Source organism: Streptococcus sp. HMSC065C01 (assembly GCF_001813525.1).
GTDB lineage: Bacteria > Bacillota > Bacilli > Lactobacillales > Streptococcaceae > Streptococcus > Streptococcus parasanguinis_V.
This window is the reverse complement of record NZ_KV812850.1, coordinates 47,480-61,799: the sequence shown is the minus strand read 5'-3', so window position 1 is coordinate 61,799 and position 14,320 is coordinate 47,480. Positions and strand designations below refer to the sequence as shown.

Here is a 14,320-nt window from a genome sequence, read left to right as displayed (position 1 = left end):
TCGTCAATTAGTAGGTCTCACCTATACTATTCGGAAAAAAATGAGAAATAGGAGAAAATAGCAAAAAATGTTTGGATTCTACTGAAAATAGGAGACTTTTGCTGAAATCATTAGAATAAAGCGAACGATTATGATATAATTTAATAAAATAATTCGCAAAAGAGGTTCAAGATGAAACTTTTGGTTGTTGGTTCTGGTGGTCGTGAACATGCGATTGCCAAGAAATTATTGGAGTCTAAGGACGTTGAGCAGGTTTTTGTGGCTCCTGGTAATGACGGGATGCGATTAGATGGTCTGGATTTGATCAATATCGGAATTTCCGAACATTCTAAGCTGATTGACTTCGCAAAAGCGAACGATATTGCTTGGACCTTTATCGGTCCAGATGATGCCCTTGCAGCTGGTATCGTGGATGATTTCAATGCAGCTGGTCTCAAGGCCTTTGGTCCGACCAAGGCTGCGGCTGAGCTGGAGTGGTCTAAGGATTTTGCTAAGGAAATCATGGTCAAATACGACGTTCCGACAGCAGCCTATGGAACCTTTTCAGATTTCGAGGAAGCCAAGGCCTACATCGAGGAAAAAGGCGCTCCAATCGTCGTCAAGGCAGACGGTTTGGCCCTTGGGAAAGGTGTCGTCGTTGCTGAAACGGTTGAGCAAGCAGTTGAAGCGGCTCAGGAGATGCTTTTGGACAATAAATTCGGTGATTCAGGTGCGCGTGTGGTCATCGAGGAATTTCTTGACGGGGAAGAGTTTTCTCTCTTTGCCTTTGTCAATGGAGATAAATTCTACATTATGCCAACGGCTCAGGACCACAAACGTGCTTATGATGGGGACAAGGGCCCTAACACTGGTGGGATGGGTGCCTATGCGCCAGTTCCTCACTTGCCACAGAGCGTGGTTGACACAGCGGTTGACACCATTGTCAAGCCAGTTCTTGAAGGCATGATCAAAGAAGGGCGTCCGTACCTAGGTGTCCTTTACGCGGGGCTTATCTTGACAGCTGATGGACCGAAAGTCATCGAGTTCAACGCTCGTTTTGGAGATCCTGAAACGCAAATCATCTTGCCTCGTTTGACATCTGACTTTGCACAAAATATCACTGATATTTTGGATGGCAAAGAGCCAGCCATCACGTGGACGAACAAGGGTGTGACACTAGGCGTGGTTGTGGCCTCAAACGGCTACCCACTCGCTTATGAGAAGGGTGTCAAACTTCCAGCCAAGACAGATGGTGACATCATCACTTACTATGCTGGTGCCAAATTCGCTGAAAACGGGCAAGACCTCCTCTCAAACGGTGGACGTGTCTACATGCTGGTTACCACAGCAGACACCGTCAAAGACGGTCAAAACATCATCTACAACGAACTCAACAAACAAAACACAGAAGGCTTGTTCTATCGTACGGATATCGGTAGCAAGGCGATAAAAGATTAACAGATACTAACTTTGTCATGGCGAGCGAAAGCGAGTCAAGCTAAGATAATGGTCGCTTAATTTGCGAGCGTTAGCGAGCTAGTATAGGATAATCGTCGCAGTAGTGGAACTCCTAGTAGCAGAGCTACTAGGAGCGGAAAACTGGAGACTCAGGCTCCAGTTTTAGTAATGGAACGCCACAGGCGGTCGCTTACGTCCGCACTACAATAGACGATTATCAAAAAAGGAGAATAAATGAAACCAGTAATTTCCATTATCATGGGCTCAAAATCTGACTGGGCAACCATGCAAAAAGCAGCTGAAGTCCTCGATAACTTCGGTGTCGCTTACGAAAAGAAAGTTGTTTCCGCCCATCGGACGCCTGACCTCATGTTCAAACATGCCGAAGAAGCACGTAGCCGTGGCATCAAGGCCATCATCGCGGGTGCAGGTGGCGCAGCTCACTTGCCAGGGATGGTCGCAGCCAAGACTACCCTTCCGGTTATTGGGGTACCCGTCAAGTCTCGTGCCCTTAGTGGTGTGGATTCGCTCTACTCTATCGTTCAGATGCCAGGTGGGGTACCTGTTGCAACCATGGCGATTGGTGAAGCTGGTGCGACTAACGCCGCCCTCTTTGCCCTCCGTCTTCTTTCGGTAGAGGACCAGGCTATTGCGACAGCGTTAGCGGATTTCGCAGAAGAACAAGGAAAAATCGCAGAGGAGTCTACAAATGAGCTCAACTAAAACCATTGGGATTATCGGTGGTGGCCAGCTCGGTCAGATGATGGCAATCTCAGCTATCTACATGGGGCACAAGGTTATCGCACTGGATCCAGCAGCTGATTGCCCAGCCTCTCGTGTGGCGGAAATCATCGTAGCTCCTTACGACGACGTGGATGCCCTTCGTCAGTTGGCAGATCGCTGTGATGTTCTCACTTATGAATTTGAAAATGTGGATGCTGATGGTTTGGATGCCGTTATCAAAGATGGACAACTCCCACAAGGGACAGACCTGCTTCGCATCTCCCAAAATCGCATTTTTGAGAAGGACTTTCTTTCCAAGAAGGCACAAGTCACTGTGGCTCCTTACAAGGTCGTGACCTCAAGCAAAGACTTGTCAGATATCGACCTCTCGAAAAACTATGTTCTCAAGACGGCGACCGGTGGTTACGATGGCCATGGTCAGAAGGTCATTCGTTCAGAAGAAGATTTGGAAGAAGCCTATGCGCTAGCTGACTCGGCAGACTGTGTCTTGGAAGAATTTGTCAACTTTGATCTTGAAATTTCGGTCATCGTGTCTGGAAATGGCAAGGACGTGACGGTTTTCCCCGTTCAGGAAAATATCCACCGCAACAACATTCTTTCAAAAACCATTGTGCCTGCTCGCATTTCAGAAAGTCTAGCTGAAAAAGCTAAAGCCATGGCAGTGCGAATCGCAGAACAACTGAACTTGTCTGGTACACTTTGTGTAGAAATGTTTGCGACAGCTGATGATATCATCGTCAACGAAATCGCGCCACGCCCACATAATTCAGGGCACTACTCAATCGAAGCTTGCGACTTTTCACAGTTTGATACCCATATTCTAGGAGTTCTCGGAGCACCACTTCCTGCTATTCACCTCCATGCGCCTGCTGTCATGCTCAATGTACTCGGCCAACACGTAGAGGCTGCTGAAACATATGTGACAGAAAATCCAAGCGCTCACCTCCACTTATATGGTAAACTAGAAGCAAAGCACAACCGCAAAATGGGACATGTGACTTTGTTTAGTGATGAGCCTGATGAAGTTGAGGAATTTGGGAAAGGGATTGATTTTTAAAATGGTAGAAGAATTCGATGATGTATTCGAAGATGATATTACTACTCTAACATTTACTTATGCGGACGATGTAGAGATTCCAGAAATTCCTGATGCAGAAGGGATCCATGTTGTAGAGATAACAAATAATCAATTAGTTATAAAGCATATCCGCGATGATGATGAGGTCTATGATTATATAAAGAGTTTTGGATTAACAAGTCGCCCTATAAAACTTTCGATTGAATTTTGTGTTTACGAAGATTCTGAGGAAGAATAGTATTTAAATTGAATGGGGAGAATTTAGGATTCAACTCATCGTCAACTCATTTGTTAAACAAGAGAAGCCAGACAACTACTGAAGGAAAGGAATTGATTTTTAAGTGAAAATAGCGATTCTAGGACTTGGAGTCATCGGGACCACTTATGCCTACGCCTTTCAAAAAGCAGGCCATCAAGTGGAACACGTACTGAGAGATAGTAAGAAAAGCACAGCTCCGAAGGAGTTGTCGGTTGATCTGCTAGATGGTCGCTATCATTCCAAGGGTGAGAACAAGCATGATACCTATGAGGTTCATGTGGCGGAAGCTGATTCGGAATATGATTTTATTTTTCTGAGTGTGCGTCATGGTTTTGTCAAAGAAGCTGTGGAGACCTTGCGGAAAAATAATATCAAAGGTACCCTTGTTTTCTTCTGTAATTTCTGGGATACTCGAAAAGAGGTCCAAGAGTGGGCAGGAGATTATGACTATATTCTGGCCTTTCCGACAGCGGGCGGTCACATGCAGGAGGACCATTTGGATGGTGTCTTGTTTGACCATTTAATGCTAGAAGGTGAGCAAAAAGCACACATTTCTAACTATGCTGATCTGACGGATTTACTGACTTCTGCAGATTTGAAGTGGGAAGTGCCTCATGATATGGTCGAGTGGATTTGGATTCACATGGCGATTAATGCGGGTGTCACTTCGACGGCTGCTCGCTCAGGAAATTTGGAAAACCCAGAAGAATTGGCTCTGAACTTGATGAATAGTTCATCGGAATTGTCATTGGCCATCAAGGCCATTCGAGAAGCCTTGAAAGTCGTAGAAGCGCGTGGCGTGAATTTGAAGCTTTATAAGGCAGAACTCTTACCCTACAAAATTCCGGCTTGGATAGCCGGCAAAGCCATGAAAGTCATGTTTGCGAAAAATGAGCTGACTCGAAAAATTATGACTTTGCACAATGATAAACAGGACATCTTCTATTGTTGTCAAAGTGTTTATCATACTGGTCAAGAGTTAGGTGTCAAGATGCCTATTCTGGAAGCAAATATGAAGGGCATTTCGATTTAGGAGGTTTTATGATTCAACTCATTGTCAACGCATTTGTTGAAAAAGAAAAGACGGGAGCAGTCGTCGAAGTCTTATATGCTAGTAGTGATCACGAAAAAGTGAAAGCTAAGTATGAAGAGCTGACTGCTCAATATCCTGAAAACTATTTAGCTATCTATGATGTCCCACTGGATACGGATTTGAATACACTCGATCACTATCCATCGGTGTGGATTGGAAAAGAAGAATTTGAATAAAACGACTGTTGGTTGCTAACTGATGTGAAACATCAAAAGAAAGGAAAATAATAATATGATCGAACGTTACTCTCGCCCAGAAATGGCGAACATTTGGACTGAAGAAAATAAATACCGTGCTTGGCTTGAGGTGGAAATCTTGGCTGATGAAGCATGGGCTGAGTTGGGAGAAATCCCTAAGGAAGATGTGGCTTTGATTCGCGAGAAGGCGGATTTTGACATTGACCGTATTTTGGAAATCGAGCAGCAAACACGTCACGATGTGGTTGCCTTCACACGTGCGGTTTCTGAAACGCTTGGTGAAGAGCGTAAGTGGGTTCACTATGGGTTGACTTCTACTGACGTGGTAGATACTGCCTATGGTTACCTCTACAAACAAGCCAACGACATCATCCGCAAGGACCTTGAAAACTTCCTCAACATCATCGCTGACAAAGCGAAAGAACACAAGTTCACTATCATGATGGGTCGTACCCACGGTGTGCACGCTGAACCTACAACTTTTGGTTTGAAATTGGCCACTTGGTACAGCGAAATGAAACGGAACATCGAGCGTTTTGAGCATGCGGCTGCTGGTGTGGAAGCTGGTAAGATTTCTGGTGCGGTTGGTAACTTTGCTAACATCCCACCATTCGTTGAAAAATACGTCTGCGACAAATTGGGTATCCGTGCTCAAGAAATCTCTACACAGGTGCTTCCTCGTGACCTTCACGCTGAGTACTTTGCAGTTCTTGCGAGCATCGCAACTTCTATCGAGCGGATGGCAACTGAAATCCGTGGTCTTCAAAAATCTGAACAACGTGAAGTGGAAGAGTTCTTTGCCAAAGGTCAAAAAGGTTCTTCAGCAATGCCTCACAAGCGCAACCCGATCGGTTCTGAAAACATGACAGGTCTTGCGCGTGTGATCCGTGGTCACATGGTCACAGCTTACGAAAATGTGTCACTCTGGCATGAGCGTGATATCTCTCACTCATCAGCTGAGCGTATCATCGCACCAGACACAACCATCTTGATTGACTACATGCTCAACCGTTTCGGAAACATCGTTAAGAACTTGACAGTCTTCCCAGAAAACATGATTCGCAACATGAACTCTACATTTGGTTTGATCTTCAGCCAACGTGCCATGTTGACTTTGATTGAAAAAGGGATGACACGTGAGCAAGCTTACGACCTTGTTCAACCGAAGACTGCCCAATCATGGGATAACCAAGTAGACTTCAAACCACTTCTTGAAGCAGATCCAGAAGTAACTTCACGTCTCACTCAAGAAGAAATCGACGAAATCTTCAACCCAACTTACTACACCAAACGGGTGGATGAAATCTTCGAACGCATCGGTTTGGGTGACTAATCGCAACGAAAAAGGGAATTTGAAAAATAGACGAAAGAGGCTGGGCAAAAACTGTCCAGCCTTTGATGTTTGATAAGACTAACTGCAAGACGCAGTGGTTGATTGGTATCTTTGTTCGCTTATGAAGCTCCAAAGATGACCTAATCAACTGTGCGGGGGTGGGGAAGACGAACTCTTTTTAACTAGTCGGAGTTCTTTCCCACTCCCTTTTTAAACTTTTTATAGCTAAACTATCACTAATTATATATATTTTTAAAGAGGTCTTTAGAAATCGTTTTCAACATGCTATACTGGAGCTATAAAAAAGACCGAGATGTCTCAGTCTTTTTGGTTCTTAGTGATCGCGGTCACAGGAGATGAACTTGATCTTGTAGTAGTCACCGCGTTTATAGGTTTCCGTGTATTCAAGGATTTGGCCAGTCGCTTCTAGCTTGGTCGTCTTCACTTGTTTGACCGTTGGGAAATTTTCGTCGATCTTCAATACTTTAGCAACCTTGCTTGGTGTAGGAAAGACGATTTCGTTGACTTCTTCGAAGTGCTCATCATTCATATGAATGTGATAGTCTTCTTTGAAGCGATCATAGATAGAGCTGTAGTATTCCAAATTTGGATAGTTTGGATTGATGTATTGTTCAGGAATATAGGTTTGGTGGAAGATATAGGTATCATCCCCTGTCTGGCGAGTCCGTTCGATCTTATAGTAGAACTGCGTTGGGTTGAGGCCTAGTTTGTCTAGGATGCTCAAGGTATTTCCACGTTTAATAGAGAGAACTTTGACTTTGGCCTTTTGGATTGGGAAGGTTTCAACATCTGAAAATTCTACCAGTTTGTGTTTTCGAGCACGAGAAACAAAGGTTCCCTTTCCTTGCTGACGGACAATGTAGCCATCGGCGGCGAGGTCGTTCAAAGCACGGACAACGGTGATAGAGCTGACATCATAAATTTTGATGAGTTCAGCTTCCGTATAAAATTTATCTCCATTTTCAAATTTTCCTGAGATAATTTGCTGCTTCAAATCATCTTTGATGTGTTGGTACTTTGGAATTGCCATAGTGCTACCTCTCTTTAGATTTCTCTTATTTAACCCTATTTTAACATATTTTTTATAAAAGTGTTGACATTTTTCAAATAATTTATTATATTAATAAATGAAAAGGGTTACATATAAGAAAGGGGGGCGTTTATGGGAGTTTTTGAGATTCGCGATGCTTTCTATTTAAAAGGTCAACCCTTTAAGATTTTATCCGGAGCAATCCATTATTTCCGTATTGACCCAGCAGACTGGTATCATTCCTTGTATAATCTAAAAGCTTTGGGTTTTAACACGGTTGAGACCTATGTTCCTTGGAATGCGCATGAACCCCGCAAAGGGCAGTTTGACTTTAGTGGCCGATTGGATCTAGAGCGTTTCATTCAAACAGCCCAGTCCCTAGGACTTTACATGATTGTAAGGCCGTCGCCCTTTATCTGTGCAGAGTGGGAATTTGGTGGATTGCCAGCTTGGCTCTTAGAAGAAGACCTGCGAATCCGCTCATCAGACCCAGCCTTTATCGAAGCGGTGGATCGTTATTATGATCGCTTGCTTGGGTTGTTGACACCCTACCAAGTGGATCGGGGTGGTCCAATCCTTATGATGCAGGTGGAAAATGAGTACGGCTCTTATGGAGAAGATAAGGATTATCTTCGTGCCATTCGGGATTTGATGAAGGGAAAAGGCGTGACCTGTCCTCTCTTTACATCAGATGGTCCATGGCGAGCAACGCTAAGAGCAGGAACCTTGATCGAAGAAGACCTCTTCGTGACAGGAAACTTCGGTTCCAAAGCAGCCTATAACTTTGGTCAGATGAAAGAATTCTTTGACGAATACGGCAAGAAATGGCCCTTGATGTGTATGGAATTCTGGGATGGCTGGTTTACCCGCTGGAAGGAACCCGTGATTCAAAGGGACCCAGAGGAGTTGGCAGAAGCTGTCCATGAGGTCTTGGAGCTTGGTTCCATCAACCTCTATATGTTTCATGGCGGAACCAATTTCGGCTTCATGAATGGTTGCTCAGCTCGGGGAACGCTAGACTTGCCACAGGTGACGTCCTATGACTATGGGGCTTTGCTCAATGAGCAGGGCAATCCGACGGAGAAGTATTATGCTATTCAAAAAATGATGGCGACCTATTATCCGGAATACCCACAGCAAGAACCACTCATCAAAGAGTGTTTGCCAGAACAAACCTTGCAATTGGCAGCCAAGACTAGTCTTTTTGGGAATCTGGATAATTTGGCTCAAGTCGAGACCAGCCTTTATCCTGAAAAGATGGAAGAGTTGGGGCAAACCACAGGTTATCTACTATATGAGACAGACCTTGAGTTGGATGCGGAAGAAGAAAGACTGCGCATCATTGATGGTCGGGATCGGGTACAGATTTACCTGGATGATCAACATGTAGCAACGCAATACCAAACAGAGATCGGTGAAGATCTTTTTATCAAAGGAAAAAAGAAAGCGGTTACGAATTTAAAAATCTTGCTTGAGAATATGGGACGTGTCAACTACGGGCACAAGCTCTTGGCTGACAGCCAGCACAAGGGCATTCGCACAGGTGTCTGTGTGGATTTGCATTTCCACCTTCATTGGAAGCAGTACCCACTGGATTTACAAGATCTCAGTCAGCTCGATTTTTCAAAGGAATGGCAGGCAGGTGCTCCAGCTTTTTACCGATATGATTTTCAGCTGGACCAAACCCTTGACACCTATCTAGATATGACAGGATTTGGAAAGGGGGTCGTCTTTGTCAATGGCCATAACCTTGGCCGCTTCTGGGAGGTCGGACCGACCACTTCACTTTATGTGCCTCATGGTTTCCTCAAAGAAGGAACCAATAGCCTGATCGTCTTTGAGACAGAAGGGCGTTACCAAGAGACACTTCAACTTGTTCAACAACCTACATTCAAAGAAGTAAAGGGGGAAAACTTATGACTATTGTAGGATGCCGTATCGATGGACGTTTGATCCACGGGCAGGTAGCCAATCTTTGGACTACCAAACTAAATGTTTCACGTATCATGGTGATCGATGATGAAGTCGCTCAAAATGATATCGAAAAAAGTGGCTTGAAACTAGCGACACCACCTGGTGTCAAGCTCAGTATCTTGCCAGTCGCTAAGGCTGCGGAAAATATCTTGGCTGGAAAATATGATAGCCAACGACTCTTTATCGTAGCTCGCAAACCTGATCGTTTCCTTCGTTTGATCGAAGCAGGCGTTCAGCTTGAAACGCTGAATGTCGGCAATATGTCTCAATCCGATGAGACACGCGCGATTACCCGCTCGATCAATGTGGTGGACGCGGACGTGGAAGACTTCAACAAGATCCACGAAAAAGGTGTGAAAATTACGTCTCAGATGGTGCCAAACGACACTGCAGAAGACTTTATGAAGTTATTAAAGTAAAAGAAAATTTTTAGGAGGAAATTGTCATGATACAATGGTGGCAAATTTTACTACTTACTTTGTACTCAGCTTATCAAATCTGTGATGAGTTGACGATTGTTTCATCAGCAGGCTCACCAGTCTTTGCTGGTTTCATTACAGGACTTGTTATGGGGGATTTAGGAACAGGTCTCTTTATCGGAGCTTCTCTTCAATTGACAGTACTCGGTGTTGGTACTTTTGGTGGAGCTTCTCGTATTGACGCAACATCTGGTGCCGTTCTTGCAACTGCCTTCTCAGTAGCGCAAGGCATTAAACCAGAAATTGCGATTTCAACTATTGCCGTTCCCGTAGCTGCTCTCTTGACTTATGCAGATATCCTTGGCCGTATGAGTACTACTGCCTTTGCACACCGTATTGATGCGGCAATCGAACGCTTTGATTATAAAGGAATTGAACGCAACTACCTTCTTGGTGCGGTTCCTTGGGCTCTCTCTCGTGCCCTTCCAGTCTTCTTGGCTCTTGCCTTTGGTGGTGCTTTTGTCCAATCTGTTGTTGACTTTGTTGCAAAATATCAATGGTTTGCAAACGGCTTGACACTTGCAGGTCGCATGCTCCCTGGTCTTGGTTTTGCAATCTTGCTTCACTACTTGCCTGTGAAACGTCACCTTCACTATCTTGCCCTTGGTTTTGGCTTGACAGCGATGTTGACAGTGCTTTACAGCAATGTTCAAAGCCTTGGTGCTGCAATTTCTTCTATGCTTGGAACAGATGCTTTTGCAAAACTTCCAAAAGAACAAATGGTTGCTTTCACAAACAACTTCAAATCTGTATCTATGATCGGGGTTGCCATCATCGGTATCTTCCTTGCAGTGCAACACTTTAAAAACAGCCAACGTACAGTTGTAGCTGCTCCAGCAAGCAATGTAGAAAGCGGGGAAATTGAAGATGACGAATTCTAAGAACTACAAACTCACTAAAGAGGATTTTAAACAAATCAACAAACGTAGCCTCTTCACCTTCCAATTGGGTTGGAACTACGAACGGATGCAGGCTTCTGGTTACCTTTACATGCTTCTTCCACAATTGCGGAAAATGTATGGAGACGGCACACCTGAATTGAAAGAAATGATGAAATTGCATACGCAATTCTTCAATACTTCTCCATTCTTCCACACCATTATCACTGGTTTTGATTTGGCTTTGGAAGAAAAAGATGGTGTCAACTCTAAAGATGCGGTTAACGGGATCAAGACAGGTCTCATGGGACCATTTGCCCCTCTTGGAGACTCTATCTTTGGATCTTTGGTTCCAGCTATTATGGGATCGATTGCAGCAACCATCGCATCACAAGGTCAACCATGGGGGATCTTCCTTTGGATTGCTGTAGCAGTTGCGTATGATATCTTCCGTTGGAAACAGTTGGAATTTGCTTATAAAGAAGGTACCAACTTGATCAACAACATGCAAAGTACCTTGACAGCTTTGATCGAAGCAGCTTCTGTACTTGGTATCTTCATGGTCGGTGCCTTGATTGCAACCATGATCAATGTGGATGTAACCTGGATGCCACACATCGGGGACAAAGCCATCGATATTCAAGACATGCTCAATTTGATCTTCCCACGCTTGGTTCCAGCTATTATCACAGGTGTGATTTACTGGTTGCTTGGACGTAAAGGAATGAACTCAACTAAAGCCATCTTGTTGATTATCGTCGCAGCGATTGCCTTTTCTGCCTTTGGTCATTTCTGCTTCGGCATGCAATAATGGAGTAAGGTATGGCAAAAGAGTTAGTATTGGTCAGCCATGGTCGCTTTTGTGAAGAACTCAAAGCGAGCACAGAGATGATTATGGGACCACAAGAATCCATCCATACGGTTGCACTCTTACCAGAAGAAGGACCAGAAGACTTTACTGCTAAATTTGAAGCAACAGTCCAAGGTCTAGAAGACTATATTGTATTTGCCGATCTCTTGGGAGGAACTCCTTGCAACACCGTGAGCCGCTTGATCCTTGAAGGACGTGCGATTGACTTATACGCAGGGATGAATCTTCCGATGGTCATCGAATTCATCAATAGCAGCCTGACTGGTAATGAAGGGGACTACCCTGAACGTGCAAAAGAAAGTATTGTCAAGGTCAATGACCTCTTGTCAAACCTTGATGATGATGAAGATGAGTAGGTTGGTATGGGAGTCTGGGAGCATCATCTCAGGCTCCTTTCCCATTTATCAACGTTAGATTGTAGAAAGGAACAACAGGTTCTATGTTAGACTATACAAAAGAAGACTTGCAGGAACTAGGAGCAGAGATCACCACTCGTGAGATCTACCAACAACCAAGTGTTTGGAAGGAAACGGCCCGCTTGTACCAAGAAAGAAAAGCGGAAATAAAAGCTTTCTTGGAAAAAATTGGGCAAGAGCATGACTATATCAAGGTCATCTTGACAGGGGCTGGGACCTCAGCCTATGTGGGAGATACCTTGGTTCCATATTTGCAGGAAGTACATGATGAACGCCACTGGAATTTTCAATCCATTGCGACGACGGATATCGTAGCACATCCTCAAACCTATTTGAAAAAAGAGGTTCCGACGGTTTTAGTATCCTTTGCCCGGAGTGGCAATTCGCCAGAAAGTGTCGCAACCGTGCAGTTGGCCCAAGACTTGGTCACTGAGCTTTATCAGATCACCATTACCTGTGCAGAAGAAGGAAAGCTGGCCCAGCAAGCCCACGGAGATGAGCGCAATCTCTTGCTTCTCCAACCTAAAGAAACCAATGATGCTGGCTTTGCGATGACCTCTAGCTTCACCTCCATGCTCTTGACAGCTCTCTTGGTCTTTGATCCAAGTGAGGAAGAGATCAAGGAAAAACGAGTAGAAGAGCTGGTTGATCTGTCTGAGCAAATCTTGGAGAAGGACCGTGAGGTCAAGGAAGTGGTCGATCTAGACTTTGAGCGCGTGATCTATCTGGGGGCAGGACCTTTCTTTGGCCTAGCCCATGAAGCCCAGCTCAAGATTTTGGAATTAACAGCAGGCAAAATCGCAACCATGTATGAGAGTCCTGTCGGCTTCCGTCACGGTCCGAAATCTCTCATCAATGACCAAACCCTCGTCTTGGTCTTTGGCTCCATTGATCCTTATACCTGTCAGTATGATCTGGACTTGGTTCGAGAAGTTGCAGGGGATCAAATTGCCCGTCAAGTTGTCCTCTTGACGGATCAAGTTGCAGGGGTTGAGCATGTACGGGAAGTGTTAGTAGAAGCATCAGCAGACTCACTAGATATTTACCGTGCCTTCCCATACATTATCTATGGTCAATTGATTTCTCTCTTGACTTCGCTCAAGGTGCAAAATCGCCCAGATACGCCTTCACCGACTGGTACCGTCAATCGGGTTGTTCAAGGAGTGATCATTCATCCATTTCATAAAGAATAGCCACTAATTTTCTATAAAAAGTGGAGTGTTTCTTCTTGTGAAACTGATACAATGGAGAAAAACAGTGAGAGGAGAAGGTTTGTGAAACAGTATCAAGAAAGCGTGTTTGGAGAATGGCAGGATCAAGAGGTTCGGGCTTATCGCCTCGAAAATGACAAGGGCTATCAATTATCTGTCATGACCTATGGGGCGACGATCTTAGAATATGTGACGCCTGATAAAGAAGAACAGTTTGCTAATATTATACTAGGCTTTGATCGCTTTGAGGACTATGTGGGCAATAGCCCTAAATATGGGGCTAGTATTGGCCCGGTAGCAGGTCGGATTGCAGGAGCCAGCTTTGAACTCAATGGTCAAACCTATCGTTTGGAAGCTAATAACGGTGCCAACTGCAACCACAGTGGACCGACGGGTTGGGACAGCGCCTTGTTTAGCGTGGAGTCGGTAACGGATCAGGAAATCACTCTCTACACAGAGCGTGCAGATGGTACCGGCGGTTTCCCTGGAAATCTCAAGATCTGGGTAACCTATGGTTTGACGGAAGATGGTGAACTCGAGATTGCCTATCGGGTAGAAACGGATCAAGATACCTTGGTCAACCCTACAAACCACAGCTATTTCAACCTATCTGGGAACTTCACCCAACCGATCAACGACCATGTCTTTCAGATCAACCATCAAGGGCTTTACCCTATCCATCCTGACGGTGTCCCTCTTCAGACCGTGGATAGAGAAAGTCCGGTTGTCCAGCATCTCTATCAAGCTATGCTCTTGGAGGATCTTTTTAAGGACTCTGATCCGCAAATCCGCCTTGTAGAAGGATTAGACCATCCATTTGCTCTTCCAGAAGGGCATGAAAATGCTGGCTTTCTTTACCATCAGCCATCTGGACGTTTTTTGACCTTCAAGTCAGAAGCCCCAGCCTTGGTAGTGTATTCAGCCAATTTCGTAGACGAAACTGTTCATCTGCAAGGTCAACCAATGGTTCAGCACAATGGCTTGGCTCTAGAATTCCAAACAGTGCCAGATGCCATTCACAGTGACCAGGCTGAAAAGGTCATCTTGAGGGGAGGTCAAGTCTTCACTAGCAAGACCAGCTACCACGCTATCGCTAAGAAATAATATGAAAAGGGGAGGCCCAAACAAGGATGTAAAATTCTTGATTGGAGCTCCCTCTTTTTCTCGAAAAAAATTTTTTAGAAAAACTATAAGGAAAGTTTAAGCTTCCTGTCGTATACTAATACCATCATCAAAGACCTCCTAACTTTGAATGATAAAACTCCTAAAACTTTTTCATAATAATCTCCCTATAAGAGC

General features: G+C 44.6%; 15 protein-coding genes. 14 read left to right on the top strand and 1 reads right to left on the bottom strand.

All coding sequences use genetic code 11. The features are described 5' to 3' along the window. Positions 1–171 precede the first annotated feature (171 nt). The 7 genes from purD (at position 172) to purB (ending at position 6,141) form a co-directional block, all read left to right on the top strand. Positions 172–1,437, top strand: a complete 1,266-nt coding sequence (purD, locus tag HMPREF2918_RS04370; protein ID WP_070594684.1) for a phosphoribosylamine--glycine ligase — start codon at positions 172–174, stop codon at positions 1,435–1,437. A gap of 234 nt (positions 1,438–1,671) precedes the next feature. After that, positions 1,672–2,160, top strand: coding sequence for a 5-(carboxyamino)imidazole ribonucleotide mutase (gene purE / locus HMPREF2918_RS04365; protein ID WP_070594683.1), 489 nt, complete (start codon positions 1,672–1,674; stop codon positions 2,158–2,160). Beyond that, positions 2,147–3,238 carry a 5-(carboxyamino)imidazole ribonucleotide synthase gene (purK, locus tag HMPREF2918_RS04360; RefSeq protein ID WP_045760091.1) on the top strand — a complete coding sequence of 364 codons (1,092 nt, stop codon included), beginning with the start codon at positions 2,147–2,149 and terminating at the stop codon, positions 3,236–3,238. The genes purE and purK overlap by 14 nt, the downstream gene beginning before the upstream one ends. Position 3,239: 1 nt before the next feature. Further along, a complete protein-coding gene (locus tag HMPREF2918_RS04355) occupies positions 3,240–3,497 on the top strand; it encodes a hypothetical protein (protein WP_141751558.1) in 258 nt (85 codons plus the stop codon). A 103-nt stretch (positions 3,498–3,600) separates the two neighbouring features. Then, the gene (locus tag HMPREF2918_RS04350; RefSeq protein ID WP_070594682.1) at positions 3,601–4,551 is read left to right on the top strand and encodes a ketopantoate reductase family protein; all 951 of its coding nucleotides are present in this window, start codon (positions 3,601–3,603) and stop codon (positions 4,549–4,551) included. A gap of 8 nt (positions 4,552–4,559) precedes the next feature. After that, entirely contained in the window at positions 4,560–4,787 is a 228-nt protein-coding gene (locus HMPREF2918_RS04345; protein ID WP_045760093.1) for a hypothetical protein, read from the top strand. 55 nt (positions 4,788–4,842) lie between these two features. Further along, the gene (purB, locus tag HMPREF2918_RS04340) at positions 4,843–6,141 is read left to right on the top strand and encodes an adenylosuccinate lyase (protein ID WP_003009314.1); all 1,299 of its coding nucleotides are present in this window, start codon (positions 4,843–4,845) and stop codon (positions 6,139–6,141) included. A 334-nt stretch (positions 6,142–6,475) separates the two neighbouring features. On the opposite strand, the gene HMPREF2918_RS04335 is transcribed toward purB, so the two are convergent. Beyond that, complete coding sequence (locus HMPREF2918_RS04335; protein ID WP_070594681.1) at positions 6,476–7,192, bottom strand: GntR family transcriptional regulator; 717 nt, start codon at positions 7,190–7,192, stop codon at positions 6,476–6,478. Between the two features lie 132 nt (positions 7,193–7,324). Here HMPREF2918_RS04335 and HMPREF2918_RS04330 point away from each other — a divergent pair, with 132 nt between their 5' ends. From HMPREF2918_RS04330 to HMPREF2918_RS04300, 7 genes are all read left to right on the top strand, one after another. Next, on the top strand, positions 7,325–9,112 hold the full coding sequence (locus HMPREF2918_RS04330; RefSeq protein WP_070594680.1) for a glycoside hydrolase family 35 protein: 1,788 nt from the start codon (positions 7,325–7,327) through the stop codon (positions 9,110–9,112). After that, positions 9,109–9,585, top strand: a complete 477-nt coding sequence (locus HMPREF2918_RS04325) for a PTS sugar transporter subunit IIB (protein ID WP_003009322.1) — start codon at positions 9,109–9,111, stop codon at positions 9,583–9,585. Before HMPREF2918_RS04330 ends, HMPREF2918_RS04325 begins: the two co-directional genes overlap by 4 nt. Positions 9,586–9,611: 26 nt before the next feature. Beyond that, positions 9,612–10,526 (top strand): PTS mannose/fructose/sorbose/N-acetylgalactosamine transporter subunit IIC, encoded by a 915-nt coding sequence (locus HMPREF2918_RS04320; protein WP_070594679.1) that lies wholly within the window; start codon positions 9,612–9,614, stop codon positions 10,524–10,526. Then, on the top strand, positions 10,513–11,334 hold the full coding sequence (locus tag HMPREF2918_RS04315; protein ID WP_003015398.1) for a PTS system mannose/fructose/sorbose family transporter subunit IID: 822 nt from the start codon (positions 10,513–10,515) through the stop codon (positions 11,332–11,334). Before HMPREF2918_RS04320 ends, HMPREF2918_RS04315 begins: the two co-directional genes overlap by 14 nt. Before the next feature lie 11 nt (positions 11,335–11,345). Continuing rightward, a complete protein-coding gene (locus tag HMPREF2918_RS04310; protein WP_003002366.1) occupies positions 11,346–11,750 on the top strand; it encodes a PTS sugar transporter subunit IIA in 405 nt (134 codons plus the stop codon). A gap of 83 nt (positions 11,751–11,833) precedes the next feature. Next, on the top strand, positions 11,834–13,003 hold the full coding sequence (locus tag HMPREF2918_RS04305; protein ID WP_049518274.1) for an SIS domain-containing protein: 1,170 nt from the start codon (positions 11,834–11,836) through the stop codon (positions 13,001–13,003). Between the two features lie 81 nt (positions 13,004–13,084). Next, the gene (locus HMPREF2918_RS04300; protein ID WP_049518273.1) at positions 13,085–14,125 is read left to right on the top strand and encodes an aldose epimerase family protein; all 1,041 of its coding nucleotides are present in this window, start codon (positions 13,085–13,087) and stop codon (positions 14,123–14,125) included. Positions 14,126–14,320 lie beyond the last annotated feature (195 nt).